The sequence below is a fragment of the Micromonospora sp. CNZ322 genome, from assembly GCF_007827755.1.
This window is the reverse complement of the sequence record NZ_VITD01000009.1, coordinates 205,021-225,429: the sequence shown is the minus strand read 5'-3', so window position 1 is coordinate 225,429 and position 20,409 is coordinate 205,021. Positions and strand designations below refer to the sequence as shown.

The 20,409-nt window shown below is 68.9% G+C and carries 16 protein-coding genes; 8 read left to right on the top strand and 8 right to left on the bottom strand.

Features of this window, described 5'->3' with window-relative positions:
* Positions 1-145: 145 nt before the first annotated feature.
* The 5 genes from FB453_RS22040 to FB453_RS22020 form a co-directional block, all read right to left on the bottom strand.
* Positions 146-376: a hypothetical protein gene (locus FB453_RS22040; RefSeq protein WP_145792998.1), complete on the bottom strand. Its 231-nt coding sequence runs from the start codon at positions 374-376 to the stop codon at positions 146-148.
* A gap of 185 nt (positions 377-561) precedes the next feature.
* On the bottom strand, positions 562-1,518 hold the full coding sequence (locus FB453_RS22035) for a hypothetical protein (RefSeq protein WP_145792996.1): 957 nt from the start codon (positions 1,516-1,518) through the stop codon (positions 562-564).
* A complete protein-coding gene (locus FB453_RS22030; protein ID WP_112583157.1) occupies positions 1,515-1,871 on the bottom strand; it encodes a PadR family transcriptional regulator in 357 nt (118 codons plus the stop codon). Before FB453_RS22030 ends, FB453_RS22035 begins: the two co-directional genes overlap by 4 nt.
* A 423-nt stretch (positions 1,872-2,294) precedes the next feature.
* Entirely contained in the window at positions 2,295-2,753 is a 459-nt protein-coding gene (gene coaD / locus FB453_RS22025; protein WP_486480372.1) for a pantetheine-phosphate adenylyltransferase, read from the bottom strand.
* Positions 2,754-2,976: 223 nt separating this feature from the next.
* Entirely contained in the window at positions 2,977-4,965 is a 1,989-nt protein-coding gene (locus FB453_RS22020) for an acyl-CoA dehydrogenase family protein (RefSeq protein ID WP_145792993.1), read from the bottom strand.
* Positions 4,966-5,416: 451 nt separating this feature from the next.
* Here FB453_RS22020 and FB453_RS22015 point away from each other — a divergent pair, with 451 nt between their 5' ends.
* Positions 5,417-5,695, top strand: a complete 279-nt coding sequence (locus tag FB453_RS22015) for a BON domain-containing protein (RefSeq protein WP_145792991.1) — start codon at positions 5,417-5,419, stop codon at positions 5,693-5,695.
* Between the two features lie 24 nt (positions 5,696-5,719).
* Here FB453_RS22015 and FB453_RS22010 read toward each other — a convergent pair whose 3' ends face one another.
* Both FB453_RS22010 and FB453_RS22005 read right to left on the bottom strand, forming a co-directional pair.
* A complete protein-coding gene (locus FB453_RS22010) occupies positions 5,720-6,097 on the bottom strand; it encodes a hypothetical protein (RefSeq protein ID WP_145792989.1) in 378 nt (125 codons plus the stop codon).
* Between the two features lie 477 nt (positions 6,098-6,574).
* The gene (locus tag FB453_RS22005) at positions 6,575-7,051 is read right to left on the bottom strand and encodes a hypothetical protein (RefSeq protein WP_145792987.1); all 477 of its coding nucleotides are present in this window, start codon (positions 7,049-7,051) and stop codon (positions 6,575-6,577) included.
* Between the two features lie 545 nt (positions 7,052-7,596).
* Here FB453_RS22005 and FB453_RS22000 point away from each other — a divergent pair.
* From FB453_RS22000 to FB453_RS21985, 4 genes are all read left to right on the top strand, one after another.
* A complete protein-coding gene (locus tag FB453_RS22000) occupies positions 7,597-8,388 on the top strand; it encodes an SCO2525 family SAM-dependent methyltransferase (protein WP_112602245.1) in 792 nt (263 codons plus the stop codon).
* Between the two features lie 228 nt (positions 8,389-8,616).
* Positions 8,617-10,458, top strand: a complete 1,842-nt coding sequence (locus FB453_RS21995; protein ID WP_145792985.1) for an SCO2524 family protein — start codon at positions 8,617-8,619, stop codon at positions 10,456-10,458.
* The gene (locus FB453_RS21990) at positions 10,459-11,388 is read left to right on the top strand and encodes an SCO2523 family variant P-loop protein (protein ID WP_145792984.1); all 930 of its coding nucleotides are present in this window, start codon (positions 10,459-10,461) and stop codon (positions 11,386-11,388) included.
* The gene (locus FB453_RS21985) at positions 11,373-12,350 is read left to right on the top strand and encodes an SCO2522 family protein (protein WP_486480371.1); all 978 of its coding nucleotides are present in this window, start codon (positions 11,373-11,375) and stop codon (positions 12,348-12,350) included. Before FB453_RS21990 ends, FB453_RS21985 begins: the two co-directional genes overlap by 16 nt.
* A 6-nt stretch (positions 12,351-12,356) precedes the next feature.
* On the opposite strand, the gene FB453_RS21980 is transcribed toward FB453_RS21985, so the two are convergent.
* Positions 12,357-13,313, bottom strand: a complete 957-nt coding sequence (locus FB453_RS21980) for an SCO2521 family protein (RefSeq protein ID WP_112583164.1) — start codon at positions 13,311-13,313, stop codon at positions 12,357-12,359.
* Between the two features lie 295 nt (positions 13,314-13,608).
* On the opposite strand from FB453_RS21980, the gene FB453_RS21975 reads away from it, so the two are divergent.
* The 3 genes from FB453_RS21975 to FB453_RS21965 all read left to right on the top strand — a co-directional run bounded on the left by FB453_RS21975 (position 13,609) and on the right by FB453_RS21965 (position 20,192).
* Entirely contained in the window at positions 13,609-17,820 is a 4,212-nt protein-coding gene (locus FB453_RS21975) for a HEAT repeat domain-containing protein (protein ID WP_186718438.1), read from the top strand.
* A 76-nt stretch (positions 17,821-17,896) separates the two neighbouring features.
* Entirely contained in the window at positions 17,897-19,696 is a 1,800-nt protein-coding gene (locus FB453_RS21970; protein ID WP_145792979.1) for a RyR domain-containing protein, read from the top strand.
* Positions 19,686-20,192, top strand: coding sequence for a hypothetical protein (locus tag FB453_RS21965; RefSeq protein WP_145792976.1), 507 nt, complete (start codon positions 19,686-19,688; stop codon positions 20,190-20,192). Before FB453_RS21970 ends, FB453_RS21965 begins: the two co-directional genes overlap by 11 nt.
* The last annotated feature ends 217 nt before the right edge of the window (positions 20,193-20,409 follow it).

Here is a 20,409-nt window from a genome sequence, read left to right as displayed (position 1 = left end):
GCTGTCGGCGGGGCACGATACCGCCGCCTGCTTCGGCGGTGAGAAACAACCAGGGCCACCCGTGCTTCACCCGTGTGGCCAGAGCATCGCGGCCCGGCAGGCCGGTGCAGACTGCGGATGGCCGCGCCTGTGGCTTCACGTTTCCCTAGGTCCCATCCTCTGCAATGACCTCCTCGGCGTATCCGAACGGGTTGTCCGCGCCCTCGGTCTCGGCCAACCGGTCGGCCGGCGCCTGCGCTACCGGGTGACCGGTGTCGTCGACCAGCCCCGGCGCCATGCTGCCTCCGTGGGCGTCCTGTACCGCCCGGGTGTCGCGGGCCGCCTCGTCCTGCGGCACTCCGGTCTGCTCTCCGTCACGCTGCTCACGCTCGGCCATGGGCGTCCCTTCCTCGGTCCTGACCAGCGGCGGTACCCGCACGAGTGGCCGGGAAACCGATCAATGACCGGTCCTTCGTCCAGCTCGCCACGGGAACGCCTGAGGCTAACGGTCGCTGGCCAGGCGTCGGCGTCCGCAAAGGACGCTCGGCTCAGCAGTCACATCCGTGTCGAGCGACCACACCGTCAGAGGGTGACTTGCCGGCGGGCGGCCATTCTGCTGACGGCGACGTTGATGGCGAAAATTCCGACCACGGCTTCGAGGAGCACATTTCGCGGGTTCGAGTTCCAACCGTAGAGCGTCCAATTGGTCGGCTGATAGGCCAGCATAGGCAGCATTAGCGTCAGAAGGACCGCGCTGGCCGCGATCGATACCCGCACATCAAACGCCGCGCCCACGAGGGCTGCCACCAGCCCGGCGGCCATGATGACCGGTAGGGTCAAACCGTCTGCCCAGCCATTGAGCGGATTGGGCGTTATAGCCGCTATGGTCATCGTGGCACCGAGAAGCCAGGTCCATGGTCGCGTGGCCCGTGGTTGGCGCGCTCGAAGTAGTGGCACCATTGTCAACAGGGCTAACAAGCATACCCACGTAGAAATTTGCATGATCAGGTAGAGGCCTGTCCGGAACCCCAAAGCATCGTCGTACCTTGCCCATGGCTCTACCGCGTACCTCAGGTCATTCGCTGCGGAGTACCAGATCTCCCAGCCGAAGGCGCCAATGGTTATGGGGAGTGCGAGGCGGTAGCGAGCCCAGACTGCGGCGGCCAGCGCGAGAAGCAGCAATGCGGGCGTGACCGAGCTTCGCTCATACAAGAAGCTGGCAGAATTACCCGGCAATAGCAGCCATAAGCGCCACGTGAGGGGCAGGGCTGTAAGGGCAACGCCGCACACGAGCAGGGACAGTGCGGTCGATCGCAGGGCGGAGTATCGCAAGGCGTCCCGGGAGCGGAGCTGGGCTACACCGGAGCGGACCCGCAGGCCCCCGACCACGAGTGCGATGGACTCCCGAAGCCTCGGGTGCCTCCGGTCCGTCTCGCCTGCGACCAGCAGCGTTTCCAGCATCTCGTCGGCGCGGTACTGCCGGTAGGCCCGAGGGTACGCGCGCAGCAGCCACCGGTAGCGGCGCTCAAGGCCGGTCATGCCGGCGCCGTCCGAACCGTCGCCGCCGTCGACCGTACGGAGCGGTCTCGAACGACCCGAGCCGCAGCGATCAGCCGCGCAGCCTCCTCGTGCAGTGCGGACAACCCACGCTCGGTCAGCTCGTACGTGCGACGGGCGCGACCGTTGACCACCGTCTCCTCGGCCACCCGCACCATCTCCTCACCGTTGAGCCGGTCCAGCGCGGCGTACAGCGTGCCGGTCGTCAACCGCACTCGCCCGTCGGACAACTCCTGCGCGCGCTTGACGATGGCGTAGCCGTGCAGCGGTTCGTCCTGCAACGCGGCGAGGATGAAATATGTGGGTTCGCGCATCGGCGTGGAGGGCCTAGTCATGTCATCAACATAAGCAGATGACCGACCTATCGGTCAAGCTCGAGTTCTCCGCTTCGCGGGCGCGGCGAGCGACGCCGGACTCCGCACGGGGAGGCGCGTCGTGCCTCGACCGAGTACTCGACAGCGCCGTGGCAAGCTGCTCGCTCGTCACTGGCTACCAGCCGCGATCCGCGTACGCGCGGGTCTGCCGCTGACACAGCGTGGCAATTGTGGGCGTGTTCCACGATCGACCGATGCGGCTGCGGGAGTCAGCGCTGGCGCCATTGAGTCCGGCCACCACGTCGCCGAGGAGAACTCCGACGACTTGACCGCAGCCCTGCACTGCTTCTTGTCCTGAGCCTCCCGCCCCACACGGCACCACCCGGGCCTTATCCAGGGTTTTCTCCCATGATCAGGTGCGCACATCTGCCGCCGACCGGGGCGTCACTCCTCAGCGTTGTGCGACGGACGGGCCGACTGTGCCGAGCGGTAGGCGCGTGCGACCGTTGACGACGTGGCGGCCAGCTGCGGACGGGCGGGCAACCAGACGGTGTGAATGCCGAGTTGCTCGTTCATCGCAGCGAGCTGGTACTCGTAGCGAAGGTCCGCGGCCGTGCGCACGCCGCGAACGATGATCGTGGCGCCGCGGCGCAAGCAGTAGGCAGTGGTCAAGCCGGTCCAGGTATCGACCTCGACATTGCGCCAGGCTGCCGACATGGCGTCGCGCACGAGTGCGGCCCTGGCCGTGGCCTCGGCAGTTGGTTGCTTGTCGGCGTTCACCGCCAGCAACACGATGACCCGGTCGAACATCACCCGAGCACGGGACACCAGGTCGCGGTGCCCCGGGGTGAACGGATCGAACGTACCGGGATAGACCGCCAACGAACCGTGTACCGGCGCCACTCCACCATCCGACGTAGCCGTCACTGCGACTCCCACCGCATGGCCACGATCATTGCAGCCGTACATGGCCCTCGTCACCGTGGCGCTGGAGACGGGGTCTCGTCTCTCGCTGATCGATGACGCCGTCCAGATCACTCGCGATCGCGTCTGAGCGGCTTCAGCGGGGCGGAAGCGGCACGGGGTGCAGCTCCGCGTGACGTTTGGTGACGATCGACCTGTGGAGTCATCCCGCCTGGGCGGGGACTGCCTCCGGATCACCGGCGGCGTCGTGAGCGGTCATGGTCTTTTGCCGGCAGGGTTCCTCGCGCAGGATCGCGGCGTGCAGCCACGAGTCCGGGATGGCGAAACCGTCGACGAGCGTGCGCAGGTGCGGGCGTAGCTCTTTGAGTAATCCGTTCACGACGCCGGTGATCGCCTTCGAGCGGGCCGGTGTGAGCCGGCCGTGCTCCAGGAACCACCCCTTGTTGGCCTCGATGACGCTGAGCGCGTACAGGTCACAAACGCGCGAGAGTAGCGCCCGGACCGCGGTGTCGGCGGTGTCTTCGATGCCGGCGACGAACGCCTCCAGGGTGATCCGGTCGATGTGCGCGGCGGCGACGGCGAGGACGTGGTCCTGGACGTCGTTGAAGATGTCGAAGGGCCGGTTCTTCTTGGTGGCCGCGCCGTTGCGCAGGCGGCGGACCGCGCCGTCGAGGAGGTGCCTCTCGCGGTCCTCGAAAACCTTGAGCTGCCAGCCTCGGTCGGTGACGGCGACCTCGTCGTCGCGACCGGGTACGGCGCTGATCAGCCGCTCAATGAGCGACCGCGCGGCGGTGCGTTCGAGCACCATCTCGCGGACCTGCTCGGCGACGAAGGAGGCGCGCCCCCAGCCGTCGAGCGAGCCGAACTCGTCCCGATAGCCGGTGAGCAGCCCCTTGGCCACCAGCTGCAACAGCACCGTGTTGTCGCCCTCGAAGGTGGTGAAGACGTCGGTGTCGGCCTTGAGGCTGGGTAGCCGGTTCTCGGCCAGGTAGCCGGCGCCGCCGCACGCCTCGCGGCACATCTGGATGGTGCGGGTCGCATGCCAGGTCTGCGCGGCCTTGAGACCGGCGGCCCGGGACTCCAGCTCCCGTTGCCGGTGTTCGTCGACCGGCCCGTCGCCGCCCTGCACCTCACTGAGCGCGGTGACCAGCTCGGTCTGGGCGAAGTGCAGCGCGTACGTGGTGGCCAGGGCGGGCAGCAGCTTGCGCTGGTGGGCCAGGTAGTCGTTGAGCAGCACCTCCCGGTCGGCGTCGGGTGTGCCGAACTGGCGGCGGATGTCGCCATAGCGCACCGCGATCGTCAGCGCCGACTTGGTGGCCGCCGACGCGGCGCCGCCGACGCTCACCCGGCCGCGGACCAGGGTGCCGAGCATGGTGAAGAAGCGTCGCGAGTCGTTCTCGATCGGGCTGGAGTACGTCCCGTCCGGTGCGACCTGACCGTAGCGGTCCAGCAGCATGTCCCTCGGCACCTGTACGTGGTCGAAGGTGAGCCGCCCGTTGTCCACGCCGAGCAGGCCGGCCTTGGGCCCGGCGTCGCCGATGCGCACACCGGGCAGCGGGTTGCCCTGCGCATCGCGGATCGGCACCAACCACGCGTGTACGCCGTGCCGCCAGCCGTTAGTGATCAGCTGCGCGAAGACCACCGCCATCCGCCCGTCCCGGGCGGCATTGCCGATGTAGTCCTTGCGGGCCGCCTCGTACGGAGTGTGCAGGTCGAAAGTCTGCGTCTGCGGGTCGTACGTGCAGGTGGTGCGCAGCTGCTGGACGTCGGAGCCGTGCCCGGTCTCGGTCATGGCGAAGCAGCCGAAGATCGTGCCCGAGACGATGTCCCGGAGATAGGCGTCATGGTGGCGGCGGGTGCCGAGGGCCGCGACCGCGCCGCCGAAGAGGCCCCACTGCACTCCGGCCTTGACCATCAGCGACAGGTCGACCTGCGCCAGCATCTCGCTGGCGATGATCGAGCCGCCGACGTCGGAGCTGCCGCCGTACTCGGTGGGGAAGGCCGACGCCATACCGAGCTCGGCGGGGAGTTCGGTGAGCAACCGGGTGATCCGCTCCCGTGCCTGGTCACCGGTCTCGCCGTAGACCGGGAGGAAACGCGCGTCAAGGTGCTCCCGGTGCGCGTTGCGGACTGCGGCCCACGGTCCGTCGAGCACGTCCCGCAGGCGAGCGAGGTCGATCTGATCGGGCACGGTTCCCCCTCAGCTAGCGGACATATGCGTACAGGTCGTACTCGATCAAGGATAGCGGCGCCAGTGAGCACTGACGGCGACCGTGCCACCGTCGCCGCGCCACCCCTCCGGCGTTGGTGATCTGCTGGCCGCACCCCCGCCGTCTGGGACGGACGGGCACGGCCAGCGTCACGAAAGTGGGCAGCAATTGTCATCGTTTCGTCGTCTAGTCCGGGACGCCCTTTGGGTAGCGCAAGGGGAACAGACGATATGAAAGGAGCAGCTCATGCCACACGACACGACACCGATTCTGGTCAAGCTCGGTGACTCCGGCCAGACGATCGCGGCTGCCGAGCAGGACGCTCCGCCGGACCCCGTGGCCCCGACCCGACGCTGAGTCCCGGTCACCCCCGCCCGACCGGTGTTTGCAGCGCGAACGCAGGAAACACCGAAGCGCCTGTGAGGAGGCAGCATGACCTACGTCCCCTGGTTCTTTCCCGACGACCCTCCATCGCTGTTCCAGACCGGGCCAGCCTCTGATGATGCCCGTCTGGCCTGCCAGCTGCTTGAGCGCATGCAGCGGGATCCCCGGTTGCGTCACGAACGCATCTGCATCGAAGTGCAGAACCGTGTGGTCATCCTGGAGGGCGTGGTCACGTGCGCTGATGTCCGCACGGAGGCCCACGCCCGCGCCTGGGGCACTCCGGGAGTGCACGACGTCAACAATCGGCTGCGCCCGTTGGAGCGGTGAACAGCGGTTGCGACGGCGACCCGCTCAGGCACACAGGTCACGGCGGTAGCCGAATGTACCGGCGACCATGCCGGCCGCGGCGGTGCCGGCGGCGACGGCGGCGAGCCGCACGGCGACGAACACCCCGACCGGAACGGCCAGCAGCGCGTACAGGATGGACACGCGACTGTGCTCGGACTCGACCCGCGCAGGGACAAGGCCGCACTGCACCGTCAGATCGGCTATCTGTCCGGCGAGCGCCGCAGCGGGGGAGCCGTTCAGGGTGAACCGCACGGTCGTCGTGGCGCCGTCGGTGTGTAGGCCGTTGACGCCGGGGACGCCGGCGAGGTCCGGTGGCGTGCCGATGAATGTCACGGCCACCTCGGGGTGGTGCAGTCGGCGCAGCTGTGCGACGGACGCCACCTCTACCAGTTCGCCGGCGCGCAGGATGCCGACGCGGTCGCCCGCCTGCCCGGCCCGAAGACCACCACATCACACGACCCGGGCACCCACGCCGCCTTCCTCGCTCTACAGATCATCATGCCGCCACGACTCCAACGGGCGCGGAAGGTCCCACGCCCGAGGAGCATCGGGTAGAGCCGCACGGCAAAATCCCTGGCCGTCTACAACCAGGTCTCTATGAGCGGCGGGGTCAGATCCTCGCTAGGCGGTCTTCACCGATGTACGGAATCGGTTCCGTCAGCAGTAGCCACCTATCTGGACCGATGTGTGGCTTGCCGGGAACAGCGCGCCGCTCTTCGCGGTAGCTCGCTGGGCGTCGCGCAGGCTGACCGTCGGTTGCTCACAGGCCGCTGACCCAGGTGCCGCAGGCCGCGCAGACATGCGAATCGGCGGTGACCGCCCGGGTGAGGGTCACCGCCGATTGCGTGGTCGAACCGGTCAGGCGGCCGAGCAGGCGGTGTCCAGGTCCTTGATGGCGGCTTCCAGGGCCTTCTTGCTGGGCTTGGCCTTGGCGGACTTGTTGTACGCGTCGCTCAGGCCCATCATCTCGTTCTGGATTTCTTCGGAGGCGGCGGTGACTGCCTCGTTGGCGCCTATCGAGTGCGCCAGGATCGCGACCGAGCCGGCGGCCCACTGGGCACTGACCGCGAAGTGCCCGGCTGGCGGGCCGATCTTCTCGGCCTCGGTGACCTTGGTCGCGTTGTCCTTGATGTCCTTCCTGATGTCGGCGCAGACCTTCACTGTGGCCGCGTCGTTGGCTGCGGTGCTGGTCGCTGTGGTGGTCGGGGCGGCGCTCGAGGCCGCCGGGGACGGCGAGGTTGCGGTGCCCTCCGATTTGGGCTGCGGATCGCAGCCGGACATCGCGATCGCCGCCGCAACGGCCAAGCCAGTCAGGACGAGTCGAGTTCGGTTCATCGATGTTCCCCCATGATCTTCATGTTCGGCGCACGCTACCAGCCGCGTTCGAACGGGTGGGATCAGTTATTGGGCCGATGAGCACCGAGCCCTAGGTGTGGAGCTTGACGCGAGGCGCGTCGTGAGCGTGGACGACGGGTGCGTGCAGTGCTCGCAGGTGTCGGTCTCCGGGCGACGAAGATTGGTCTGCGTCGAGAACGTGCCCGACTGCGGCCCCGGTAACGCTCCAACTTGGCGTCGCACTCGGTGATGATCGTCTGAGCTGCTGTGCCCGCTGCGGGCGAATGTTCTGAGGGCTCAGCTTCGTTCATCACGGTGATCGTTTGTCTGATGTGGTGGGGTGCGGAGGCGGCGGCCTACCAGGTGTCTATCGGGTCGGTGGGACGTGTTGTCGGCATCCGGCCACCGTCCTGTCGTCGTCATTCCTGGCGGATGGTGAAGTTCCTACACTTGTGAGCCAACACCACCTCCGATACATAATGGGCAGTGCACTGAGCGCCGCTTCAGCGACCAATGTGATTCGCCGACCCGATGGAGGCCCGTCCATGGCGTTGACCCCGGCGACTGGGGGCGGTTGCGGCGAGTCGACGCCACGCTCGCCGATTCAGTCGCCGAGGCCGGTCAATTCCGACGTCGAGTGGGACAGCTTCGACCCGCAGGCATATGTCCGGCACAACTACGCGGATCTGCGGTCCGACGATCGGGAGATCCTCTGCCGCATCCGAGACTTCTTCGCCGAGGCGAAGCTCTCCGACGCGCGGTGCGTCGACGTGGGGTCCGGAGCGAATCTGTATCCGGCGCTGTCGCTTCTGCCGTTCGCGAGGGCCGTCGACCTGTGCGAATGGTCGACGGCGAACGTGAACTGGCTGCGCATGCAGGTCGACAGCTACGACGAGCTCTGGGACCCGTACTGGCAGGTGTGCGCGGAGCACCCGGCGTACGCGGCACTGGCGGACCCGCGCCGGCGCCTGGCGCAGGTGGGCCGGGTGGTGCGGGCCAGCGTTTTCACCCTGCCGAGGCACGCCTGGAGCGCCGGCACGATGTTCTTCGTGGCCTGCTCCATCTCGGCCGACCGGGCCGAGGCCGAGCACGCGATCGGTCGGTTTCTGGACGCGCTGCGGCCCGGGTCGCCCTTCGCCGTGACGGTCATGCTCGGGTCCCTCGGCTACAGCGTCGGTCCGCGGATGTTCCCGGCGGTGTCACTGCAGCGCGCCGACGTGGTGGCCAGCATCGCGGCGGGCGCGTACGACCTGGACGTCCACGAGGTGCGGCCGAAGCCGCCGCTGCGGGACGGGTATCTGAGCATGCTGCTGGCCACCGGCCGTACCCGCGGATAGCGCCGATGCGTGCCTGTGGGATGCGCCGACGTCGTGCTCTTGGCGCAGCGTGGCGGCGGGGCATTCCATCGTGCCCGATTGGCCGGAGTGCCGACACGCGGCCATCGAAGCCTTTCAAGGGGCACTCGACTGGCCCGCTACCATGACGCTGTACGTCATCGTGGACCATTGTGGGCACGGCAATACCAGAGGTTTCGAGTCGACGACTACAACAGACGGCGGTGGATCATGCGGATGCAGCCGCGCCAGGAGATCCTCGACATCTGGCGGGCTACGGTTCGCAGTTGCTGGGCGAACGGTGAATGGCACTGGGGTAGCCGAAGTGGTAGCAACTCGATCAGCGACGCAGAGCAACTGCTGACCCTGTTGCTCCCCGCGGCCAAGGTCCCCGTGTTGTCACTGGACGACCCGGACCGCGCCGACGAAGAGGTGATCGAGGCGCTCAGCCCGATCGGCGGCGCGATCGAGATTCCCCGCCGGCTGGTCAGCGTGATGATCGACTATTTCCGGCGGTACACCGACGACGCCGGCGCTCCGATCTTCGGTGGGGGCAGTTACCTCACCCCGCTGGAGGGCGGTCCGGAGCTCACCGACGAGCAGCGTTCCCTGGACATCGTCGACTCGTTCGCGGTGTCGGTCACACTCACGCTGGCGACGATCGGTTTCGTCAAGGTCTACCGGGGCTCCACCCAGCGGCGCGACCTGTTGGCGCAACTGGACGAACTGGAGGCGATGGCGGGCGCGCGCCTCACGGCGGCGATGGTCGGTCTGCTCCGCAGCTTCAGCACCTTTGTCTTCACCTCCACCGACGAGTACGGCACTCGTCTGTGCGACATGGTCAACCAGGACGAGCTGCCGCGCCGGGAGCTGGTGGCGGCGCTGCGCGAGCAGTTGCGGGACACGATGGCGAGCCTGCGTAGCGTGATCATCGGGTCGGGTCGGGTGACCGAGGACCTGGACAACAGCGAGATGCTGTTCGAGTGCGGATGGTCGTGGGGGATCATCTCCGGGGCCGAGGAGGTCCCGACCACCGAACCGATCGGCCTGCAGCGTGAGGGCTCCGCGGAGAATGCGCCCTACCTCTACTTCACGGTGATCGCGATGGACGCCATCGAGGACCTGAACTCCGAACGCACCCGGCTGCTCGGGTTGCTCAACGAGGAGCAGCAGCGGCTGTCCCGGGCGCTGCAACTGCGCTGGGAGCTCACCCGGACGTACTGGGCGACGGTGGCGACCTTCGGCAACCGACGGCGGTGGCCCATCGAGGACATCCCCTGGCGGACGACCGACGGTGACCGGACCGACTACTACACCCTCCAGGCCACGTCGCTGGCGGTGAAGGGCCTGATCGCCGTCGGGCGCGGCGGTGACGAGGAGCTCGGGCGGATCGCCTCGGTGCTGGTGGAGCTGGCGCAGCGGGCGCGGATCACCCGGCGGGCGTCGCCCGGCGAGCCGGCGCTGTTCGTGCACGCGCCAGGCAAGCGGGTGACCCTGAACGACGACACGTCAAAGCCGATCATGACGTGGAACGTGAACGAATTCTCCACGGTGCTGCTACAGCGGGCGACCACCGTCGCCGGTCTGCTGAGCAACGCCCGACGGCGCAGTGAACTGCTCGAGCTGGCCGACGAGGTGTGGGACCACCTGCTGCTGCGGCGCATCCCGGACGGCCGGCACCAGGGGCTGTGGGACCACGCCGGTGGTGCTTTTCCCGGCCTGGCGCCGAAGCCGGACGCACCCTCCTGGTATCTGACCGAGCGGGTGGTGCAGGCTCTGGTCACCTCCGGTCAGCTGCTGTGGGAGCGGCCGTTTCCACGAGCCGGCCGGCTGGCCGACTACGCGCAGGATCTCGTCGACGAGGCCGAATACCTCTTCGACCGGGAGTTGATGCGCGGCACCTTCGACGGTGAGGCGATGCAGCGCAGCATGCGCAGCATCCGAGCCAGCCTGGGCCGGGCGCAGTTGCTGGTCGACGAGCGTCCCGGCACGGCGGCCGCTCTGGTGAACACTCTCCTGTTGCTGCTCAACGACGTCGCCACGGGGCAGCAGAAGGCCAGCGAGGGGATCTGAATGCTGGTCTTCGTCACGTCGCACAAGGGCGGCACCGGGCGGTCGGTGACCGCGGCGAACATCGCCTACCGCAGCGCGTTGTCCGGTCGCCCGACCTGCTACCTGGACTACGACTTCGGCTCGCCGACCGCCGGCATCACGTTCCAGATTCCGCAGGCCGTCAATGGCGTGGAGGGCGCCGGGCCCAACGGTGGTGGCCTGCACCGATATTTGCGCGGGGAGATCCCGTCTCCGGAGCAGTTGGACGTGTGGGGCACCTCCGAACGTGCCAGCCTGCGTCAGAGGCCCATCGGGTCCGGTCCGCTGGTGCTCCTGCCGGGGCAACGCAACGGTAGCGAGTTCGGTTTCACCAACGACATCGCCAAGCGCTGCGCCGAGCTCTTCCTCCGGCTGGAGGAAGAGTTCGACCTGACCCTGGTGGACCTCAGCGCCGGCCGGTCGTACGCCAGTCAGATCGCGCTGGCCGCCACCGCGACCTCGACCCTGCGCAAGGTCGCTGTGCGCTGGTTGGTCTTCCACCGTTGGACTCCCCAGCACGTCACCGCAGCGGCGGACCTGGCCTTCGAGGCGGGTGGGATCGTGGCCATGGGCAAGGAGTACGGCCACGAGCCGGACAGGCTACGGGAGTCGCTGCGCTTCATCCGTACGGCGGTGATCAACTCACGTGGCCCGGAGGTCGGCCACCTCGGCCTCGCCCAGCAGGCGTTCCTGCGCAAGTGCGACACGGAGCTGTCGGAGCTGGCCCGACGACGAGGTGTCGGGCGTACGACGCTGCTCGGCGAGGTGCCGTTGGATCCTCTGCTGCAGTGGCGGGAGCAGCTGATCTCCGATCACGACGTGCAATCCAAAATTGCCAACGTCAAGACGGTGGACGCCTTCGTTGACCTGACCGAGAAGCTTTTCGACGAGACGGCATGGGACACCGCGTGATCGGCATGGATGTCAGGTTCCAGGAGGCAGCTGCGGTGCGTCGTACAGAGAGCGTGGCGTACTCGCATCTGTCCGTGGAGCTGGGGCACTTCTACGCGGAGGACTTCGGCGACGGGTGTGAGGAGCTGAGGCGCAAGTTCGAGCGGATCGCGGACTGGTCGGCCGCGATCCCGGCTCTGGCCCGACGAGGGCTGCCCGCACTCCGGGAGCCGCGGATCAGCACCTGCTTCATGTTGGACGACTACTTCCACCGCTTCGGTACCCCCCGCGAGGTGATCCCGCAGGTGCAGAGCGCCGCGGCGGAGCACGGCCTGATCTTGGACTACGTGGCCCGGGAGTCCAGCTTCGCTCGGCACGACGGAGCCGAACTGGCCCGGTTGGTGGTCGACACACTGGTGGTGGAACCACCTCGGCACACCACCGGGAGTCGTCCACCGTTGAGCGAGTCGGGCTGGTTGTCCAACGGTAAACGGTCCCCCGGGCACGCCGACGCGCCGGCGATGACCCTGCCACGTCCGTGGTCTCCGCCGTTACAGTCTGGCGATCCCCGGCACTCCATCTTCGTCGACATCGAGCTCTGGTCCGACGAGCCGGATGCCCGGGTGTGGGCCTGCGCCCTGCTCGCCTCGGTCTGGCAGATGACCCGACTCGGCGTGCTACGGCATCGGGGCGAGACGATGACGCAGCCGTGTCAGCTCACCGGCGAGCTGCCGACGGACTGGGACGAACTGCCGGCGATCGTCCAGCTGAACCCGGCGGCCGCGCCGTTCTGCGCGTATCGCACGCTGACCCTGATGGGCACCCAGTACCTGCCGGTGGAGTTGGCCGTACGGACCATCCTCGGCCAGGTGGCGGTGCCGCCGGCGGTCGCGCAGCAGGTCGCCAAACGGGCCGGCGGCGAGGGCCTGCACCTGCCCAGCGAGCTGGTCGACCGGCTGAGCTACGTGTTCATCAGCGACTGAGCGTGCTCAGCGTCGGCACGGCTCGTCGACGGCCACCCGGCCGGCCAGGTCGCGTAGCAGAGCCATGTTGCTCACGCTGATCTGATCCCGGATCCAGTTGACCGACGAGTTCCACTGACGGCTGAACCCGGGTACCTGCTCCAACTGGTCCCAGATCGGCCGCAGCCGCGGGTGCACCCGCGCGCCGGGCAGCCACAGGTGCAGCAGGTGCTCCAGCACCGGCCGCAGCCGCTCGACGTGCTCCTGCCCGGAGGCCGAGCGGGTGACCGCGGACTCCACCAGCGAGGACAGCATGGTCAGCAGCCAGTCGTGCAACGCGAGATCTTCGCAGAGCCCGGCCACGGCGGCCGGCACGTCCTGCGGGTCGAGCACGAGTTCGACCGTACGCAGGGTGGGCGAGTCCACGGTGACCACCGCCGAGACGTCCCGGTTCGGACGCTCGTCGGCCTGTGCGGTCCAGCGCAGCCGTGTGCGGGCGGTGCGCAGTGGCGGGCGCCGGTCCAGTAGGTCTGACATCTGCACACCGTCGAGCACCCTGCCGGTGATCGCCTCCAGGTTCAGCACGTCGGCGTTGTTGCCGTGCAGGAAGCCCGCGCTCAGGTCGGCGACGTCCAGCTTGCCGACCGTCTCCAGGACGCCGGGGTTGGCCAGATAGTGCGACCACGGCTGGCGGCGCTCGCCGGCGACGACGTGGATGACCGAGGAGGCCTGCACGATCCGGCCGCCGGTGATGATGGCCCGGGTGACGACGGCTCCCACCCCACGTAACTGGCGCTTCTTGGCGCTCGGGAGCCAGCAGTCGACACCGGTGCGCACATCGGGTGACACCGCGTACAGCGATGGACGCCGGGACGTCAGCACGGCCTCGCCCTCGATCAGGCCGAGCACTTCGGCGCTCTGCTCCTGGGCCAACGCCGTGCTGTGCTGCAGAAGGCTGGTGTGCACCTCACCGACCGTGAGCATGGCTTCCTCCGCAACGCTGCCACCGACCCGCGCTCATCCCGCGGTATGCGGCTCATACTGATTGACGTACACCCCTGGTGACCGGCACTGACACGGATCCGCGTCGGACAACCGAAACTCCGCGAGTGCGAGATTCGATCTCGGATCCGTATCTGTTGATGGCCATCATAAGCCCGGGGTCGGCGGGAATCCCATGTACGGCGGGCGTTCGGAGTGTTCGCGGGTCGGACGGACGTGACAGCGGCTGATATTTTCAATGGTGCGGTCGCCAGCCACCCCCTGGAGTTTGCCGTTCATGAAGGTCTACATTTCGGCCACACAAAAGGACCTGCTGGAATACCGCGCTGCCGTGCACGCCGTGGCTCGCCGTCTCGAGATCGACGACGTGGCCATGGAGGCGTACGGCGCCGACATCCGGCCGCCGCTGGAACGCTGCCTCGCCGACGTGCGCCGGTGCGACCTCTACGTGGGGCTGTTCGCCTGGCGGTACGGGTTCCGGCCGCCCGGCCAGGAGTCCTCCATCACCGAGTTGGAGTACCGGGAGGCGCTCGCGGCGGGAAAGCCCTGCCTGGTCTTCCTGCTCGCGGAGGACACTCCCTGGCCGGTCGACATGATCGACCGCGATGCCGACTGGCAGCAGATCGTCGCCTTACGCCGTGAGCTCAAGGAGCGCCACCTCTGCGCCTTCTTCTCCGGCGTGGACGACCTGACCGCCAAGGTGACCGCCGCACTGGCCGACGTACGCAGTGGCAGGTCCCCGGCGCGCGAGCCCGCCGACCCGGACACCCACCTGCCGACGGCCGTTCGCAACCAGTACTACAAGCAGTTGTCGCTGAGATACCAGGCCGTCTCGGTGGACGCGGTCTCACCGCGTCCCACCATCGGCTACCTCACCGTCGGGCTGCCCAAGGTGTTCGTGGAGCCCCGCGTCCACGAGGACGCGCGACCGGAGATGCCGCTGGCGTGGTGGCGTTGGGCCGGGTCCACGCCGGGCGACGACGTCGGAGGGCTGCCCGGGGTGGTCAACCCGGAGGAGGTGGAGCGGCTCTGGGAGGAGTACGCGGCCAAGGACGAGCTGTCGTTGTTCGATGTGGTGTCCGACCCGGGCCGGCGCACGATCGTGCTGCTCGGCGACCCCGGCTCCGGCAAGTCCGCGGCCGCGCGGTACCTGGCGCTGACGCTGGCCGAGGTCTGCGTCGAGCCTCGACTGCGTGCGCTGGACCGGTACCTACCCGTCCTGATCGAGCTGCGCTCCTACGCCACCCATCATGGGGACGGCCGATGCGACGGCTTGCTCGACTACGTCGGCCACCGCCACCAGCAGGGGCTGGCCGGTATAGACCAGGACGTGCTGGAGGCGTACCTGCGCCAGGGCGGCCAGGCGCTGTTCCTGTTCGACGGCCTGGACGAGGTGTTCGACCCGGCGCAGCGGGAAGAGGTGGCCGCACAGATCGCCACGTTCGCCAACGAGTACCCGGGGGTGCTGACCGTGGTCACCTCGCGGGCGGCCGGCTACCAGCGGCACACCTTTGCCAACGCAGGCTTCGACCACTTCACCCTGGAGGATCTCGACGACGAGCAGATCGCGAGGTTCCTCGGCAACTGGTACCGCTACGTGATGCCCACGTCGGCTGCGGAGGCAGAGCGGCAGCGGCGGCAGATCCTCGACGTGGTGGGCAGTTCTCGAGCGATGCGCGAGATCGCCGGCAACCCCCTGCTGCTGATGCTCATGGCGATCGTCGGCCGGGGTCACCCGCTGCCCCGCAACCGACGGCGGCTCTACGCGCACGTGACCGACGTACTGATCTCCGAGTGGGATGTGACCAAGCAACTGCGCGAGAGCCACGGCGACGTCCCGTCGCTGGACCTGCAGGCGAAGCGTCGGCTGCTGCGTCACCTGGCGTATTGGATGCAGTTCCGCGAGTCCGGCCCCGCCGGAAACTACATTGAATCCGACGAATTGGCGCGCATCTTCCGTGACCACCTCGTCGCGTTCTACGGTTTTGAGAATGAGCGGGCGCTCGCCATGGCCTACTCGATGATCGACAAATTGCGGCAGCGAAGCTTCATCCTGGAACGTTACGGACTGCGACTGTTCGGGTTCGTGCACCGCGCGTTCCTGGAGTTCTTCTGTGCCGAAGAGATCGTGGACAGATGCGAGCACGATCCGACCTGGGGCCCTGATCGTCTGCGTTCGCTGTTTCGCGAGCGCTGGGCCGATCCGTCGTGGCGGGAGGTGCTTCGACTGGTTGCCAGCGCCCTGCCCGCCCAGACCGCCAACGAGCTGGTCACGGTGCTCGCCACCGAGGCCACTCAACCGTGGCCGCCGCTGAACCTGACCGGGCCGCCGTGGAACCTGGTGCTGGCGGCGCAGTGCGTGGCCGAGGCGCCGCAGCCCGCCGAAATGGCCGGCGCGGGCGACGCCGTGCTGCGCCAGGTCGTGCGTCTCATCGAGCATGGCATCTCCGCCGACGACCCGAACCTGGTGGATCTCACCGAGCAGGAGCTGCTGTCCTCGATCCGGGCGCTCGGCCCGAGTTGGCCCGGCCGGGAGATCTTCCTGCACTGGTACCGCCGCCGTGGGGTCCGGACCAGTTGGCGATCCGGCTCTCCCTTCGCCACCCGGATCGCGGCGGTGCTGTCCACCGCCGAGGAGCAGATGGAGGACCTGCTCGTCCGGGAGCTGGGGCAGGGCCGCGAGCGGCAGGCCCACCTCACCCTGGTCGCCGGGCTGGCCGAGGCTGCCGGCCGCCTCGACGCCACCGGCGGCAGCAGTCACCGATGCCGGGACATCCTGCTCGCCCAGGCGCAGGCCGAGGTCTCCACCGCGGTGCGGCAGGCCGCCGTACGCGCACTGGTCGCCCACTTCGGCGCCGACCTCGACCTCGTGGACGTGCTGCGCGACCTCGCCAGCTCCCCCGATCTCGCGGTGCGGGCGCTGGCCGTGCAGTCCCTCGGCACCCGGCCCGAACTCTCCGACGACGTCCGTCAGGTGTTGGCCAGAGCCACCGGGGACACCGCCGTCGCGGTGCGGCGAGCCGCCGCCGGAGTGCTCACTGCGCGTTGCGCCGACCTGCCGGACGCACCCGAGACGATGCAGCGACTGCTGGCCACCGACACCGACCCCGGTGTGGTGCAGTGCGTGCTGAAGGGTCTGCTGGTTCTGCCGGAGTACGCCGAGTCCGCACGAACCACGGCGTTGCAGCGGGTCACCGGCGATTCCCCGGACGAGGTCCGACGCTGCATTTTGACCGAGCTGCTGCCCGAGCGCCCCAGCCCGGAGAGCACCGAGCTGTTGCTGAAGCTGGCCGGCTCGGACACGTCCGCGCGGGTCCGCGTGGTCGCCGTGCAGCGGTTGGCGCTCGTACCCGACCCGGAGGGCCGCTGCCGGGCCCGGCTGATCGATCAAATCGAGCAGGACGAGGAGTCCTCCGTGCGGGCCGCCGCGGTCAGCGCTCTGATCGACAGGGACCGTGCCGACGACACCGGGTGGACCGTGGTGGCCCGCTCGGCTCACGTCGACGAGGACGCGACGGTACGCCTCGCCGCGGTGCGCGCGCTGGCCGAGGCCTACCCCGACCACCGCACCGGGGAACTGCTGCTGGAGAGCGCTCGACGCGATCCGACCGCGAGCGTCCGGCTCGCCGCGGTCGACCTGCTCACCGGGCGACCGCTGTTCGGCCACGCGACCCGAGATCTGCTCATCAGCCGCGCCTCCCAGGAGCGGGACCCGATCGTCCGGCTGCGGGTCACCCGTAGCCTGGCCCGTCTCGCCGACCCGGCGGACCTTGAGGTGCGGGAGTGCCTTGCCGAGCAGGTCAGTCGGGACCCCGACCCGAACGTGCTGTGCGCCGCCGCCCAGGCGCTCGCCCGCCAAGGCGACGCCCCGGGCCTGATGGAGACACTGTGCCGGCGGGCCCGCCGAGACAGCTACGTCGGCATCCGGTTGGCCGCCGTACAGACCCTCTGCGCGTACGGGAGCCCGGAACTGGCGACCGACGTGCTGCTGGAATGCGTCGAGTCCGACACCGACCCGACCGTGTTCGATGCGGCCGTGCGCTGTCTGACCGAGCAGGGCTCGGCGTCCATGGCGGTGACGCTGCGGCTCATGCGCCGCCTGTCGGACCAGGACCCGGCGATCCGCGCCCGCATCGCCGCCGCGCTCGGCGAGCACTTCGGCGCCGACCCGGAGGTTCAGGTGCTGCTGGTCGGGCTGGTCCGCGACGATCCGGCCCTGGAGGTTCGCCGCCGGGCCGTGGAGCAGCTGGGCGCCGGCCCGGCCGGCCGCACGGGGGTGCGGGACCTGCTGCTGCGGCTGGCTGACGACGATGACTGGGAGATCCGCCGGACCGCGCTGCTCGCGTTGACCCGTCACTACGACAGGGACACCCGGACCCGGGAGGTGCTCGTGCGGCTCGCGCATCAGGAGGATGACGGCGCGGTGCGGCGGCTGGCCGGGCAACTGCTGGCCACGCTGCCCGACACCCGACCCGACGACTTTCCGTGATCGATCCGGAGCCGTAGGTGCACACGCGTGCGCGTCGAGCGGAGATCCGATCGACCTCGTCAAATACCATGAGCTCATGACGGATCCGGTCGCCGGCTCGTCCCGCTCGGCCGGCTGGAGTCTGCGAGTCCTCTTCGGAGTGATCGGGCTGTCCGCTCTCGTCCTCGGCTATGTCGGCTTCGAGCGCCTGCTCCAGGCCCGACCGGACGTCGCCCACGATCCGTACGACGTGCTCTACTACGACCTGCAGCTCTTCGTCTTCGGCGCCGAACCCTTCCAGGACGCCGGCCCCTACCCGTGGCAGCTGCAGGTCGCCCGGTTCGCTGCCCCGCTGTTCACGCTCCTCGCCGTGGCCGAGGCCAGCCGGCTGCTGCTGGCTGCCGAGAGTCGCCGTCTGCGTGCCCGGCGGGCACGTGGTCACGTCCTGGTCTGCGGCGACTCCCAGTTCGCCCACATGCTCGCCGACCGGCTCTTCGCCGACGGTGAACGTGTGGTGGTGGTGCGCTCCGAACCGTTCGGGCCGCTGGAGTACCGGTGGCGCCGGTACCTCGGCGTGGTCGGCGACCCGACCAGCCCCGAGGTGTTACGCGGCGCCGGCCTGCCGCGAGCCCACACCATCTACGCCTGCAGCGAGGACGACGACCGCAACCACGCGATCGCCAACACCGCCAACCGGCTCATCCAGGACCGACGGCAACCACCGCGGGTCTACATCCTGGTTCACGACTCGGAGATGTGTCTGTCCCTGCAGGCCCGACGACTCGGTGCCGCCGGGTCCAGCCGGCTGCGGCTGGACTACTTCCACGTCGACGACGTCGCCGCACGCGCACTGCACCGGCACCACCCGCTGCCCAGCGGGGGAGACCAACCAACCAGGATCCTCATCGCGGGCACCGGCAGCTTCCGCCGGGCTCTCCTGGTGGAGACCGCCCGGCACTGGCGCGCATCCCTCGCCGACACCCCCGGGGGCAGCGTCGTGCCACCCCTGCGGGTGGACGTCGTCGCACCGGATGCCGGCACCGAGATCGCTCTGGCGTCGTCGCGTTACCCGTTCCTGGCCACCGTCTGCCAGTTGACCGCGTACGACCTGGATCTCGACGGTGTCGTCGGTCTCGGTCGCGACCGCTACGACCGCATCTACGTCTGCGCACCGGACGAGATCAGCGGCCTGCAGTTCGTGCTGGACACGCCCGCCCTGTGGCAGGGCGCCGAGAGTGCCGTGTTCGTGCCGGTCTACCGGCAGGCGGCGCTCGCCGCGGCCTTCCACGGCGACTCCCGTCACGACCTGCTCGACGAGGTGCACGGCAAGCTCCGCCTCTATCCGGTGCTCACCCGGGCCTGCGACGCCCGGCTGATCGCCGAGGACCTCACCGAGCGGCTGGCCCGGCTGATCCACGAGCGGTACGTCCAGGCCCAGCAGCGCGCCGGGGTGCGACTCGGCGATGCCCCGGCGATGGTGGACTGGTCACGACTACCCGAGTCGTTGCGGCGGGCCAACCGGGCCCACGTGCAGGACATCGCCGCCAAGCTGTTGGATCTCGGTTGCGTCGTGGCGCCCAGGCACGGTGGCACCGGTGACGCCTCGGCCGCCGGGCAGGCCATCGACGACCGGATCGAGGAACTCGCCCGCCTGGAGCACGACCGGTGGTGCCGGGAACGGCGCGGGGACGGCTGGACGTACGGCGACCCGCGTGATGACGTCCAGCGGCGGCATCCCGCGCTGCGGCCGTGGGAGGAGCTGCCGTCCGACGTGCAGGAGCAGAATCGCGAGGGGATCCGGGCACTGCCCGACGTGCTGTCCGACAGCGGGTTCGAGCTGATCCGGCTGGCGCCCCCGGTGCCCGCGCAGCGGAGAGGCCCGAGGGATGCCGCCTGACCTCGGCCCGGTCCGCGTCGGCGTGACCGGGCACATCAACCTGACCAGCGACACCGAGCTGCTCGTCGCCGAGGCTCTCCGCGTCGAGTTGGGCCGGATCAGCGACCGGCCCGTGCACGGCGTGACCTGCCTGGCGGCCGGCGCGGACCAGGTCTTCGCGCGCACGGTCCTCGATCTGGGCGGCACCTACGAGGTGATCCTGCCGGCCCGCGACTACCGGGTCGCGGTGATCAGCCCGGAGAATCGGCTGGCCTTCGACGAGCTGCTCGACCGGGCGGCAGCTGTCGTCCACACCGGCTACGACCGCTCGGACACCGCCGCCTACGTGGTTGCCAACCGGGAGCTGGTCCGACGGGTGCAGCGACTCGTGGCGGTATGGGACGGCAAACCTGGCCGTCACCCCGCGTCGACGGACCGGACCATCGACTGGGCGAGGCACCACGGCGTCCCGACCACGATCCTCTGGCCCGTCGGTGCCCGCCGAGCGCCCCTCTAGGGCTGACGGGCCGGTCCTGCGTTCGGTGGCGAAGCACCGGTCAGGGCGCCTGATGGCGTCGTCGTCTGATTTGCTGCCGCAGAGGCGGCCGCTGCTCCTTTGGTGGCGAAGTGACGAACTGCGGTCTCCTTTCCTGCGTCGCTGACAAATGCTGAGTTCGTGTGGGTGACGTGCGAGACATTGACATGCCTGGACGCAGATACCCCCCAGGGGTATC

Excerpts from the sequence above, each read along its gene's own strand:
- FB453_RS21990 (WP_145792984.1), top strand. The coding sequence starts at position 10,459 with ATGCTGGTCTTCGTCACGTCGCACAAGGGCGGCACCGGGCGGTCGGTG.
- FB453_RS21995 (WP_145792985.1), top strand. The coding sequence starts at position 8,617 with ATGCGGATGCAGCCGCGCCAGGAGATCCTCGACATCTGGCGGGCTACG.
- FB453_RS21985 (WP_486480371.1), top strand. The coding sequence starts at position 11,373 with ATGGGACACCGCGTGATCGGCATGGATGTCAGGTTCCAGGAGGCAGCT.
- FB453_RS21975 (WP_186718438.1), top strand. The coding sequence starts at position 13,609 with ATGAAGGTCTACATTTCGGCCACACAAAAGGACCTGCTGGAATACCGC.
- FB453_RS22005 (WP_145792987.1), bottom strand. The coding sequence starts at position 7,051 with ATGAACCGAACTCGACTCGTCCTGACTGGCTTGGCCGTTGCGGCGGCG.
- FB453_RS21970 (WP_145792979.1), top strand. The coding sequence starts at position 17,897 with ATGACGGATCCGGTCGCCGGCTCGTCCCGCTCGGCCGGCTGGAGTCTG.
- FB453_RS22035 (WP_145792996.1), bottom strand. The coding sequence starts at position 1,518 with ATGACCGGCCTTGAGCGCCGCTACCGGTGGCTGCTGCGCGCGTACCCT.
- FB453_RS22015 (WP_145792991.1), top strand. The coding sequence starts at position 5,417 with ATGACCTACGTCCCCTGGTTCTTTCCCGACGACCCTCCATCGCTGTTC.
- FB453_RS21965 (WP_145792976.1), top strand. The coding sequence starts at position 19,686 with ATGCCGCCTGACCTCGGCCCGGTCCGCGTCGGCGTGACCGGGCACATC.
- FB453_RS22000 (WP_112602245.1), top strand. The coding sequence starts at position 7,597 with ATGGCGTTGACCCCGGCGACTGGGGGCGGTTGCGGCGAGTCGACGCCA.
- FB453_RS22040 (WP_145792998.1), bottom strand. The coding sequence starts at position 376 with ATGGCCGAGCGTGAGCAGCGTGACGGAGAGCAGACCGGAGTGCCGCAG.
- FB453_RS21980 (WP_112583164.1), bottom strand. The coding sequence starts at position 13,313 with ATGCTCACGGTCGGTGAGGTGCACACCAGCCTTCTGCAGCACAGCACG.
- FB453_RS22030 (WP_112583157.1), bottom strand. The coding sequence starts at position 1,871 with ATGACTAGGCCCTCCACGCCGATGCGCGAACCCACATATTTCATCCTC.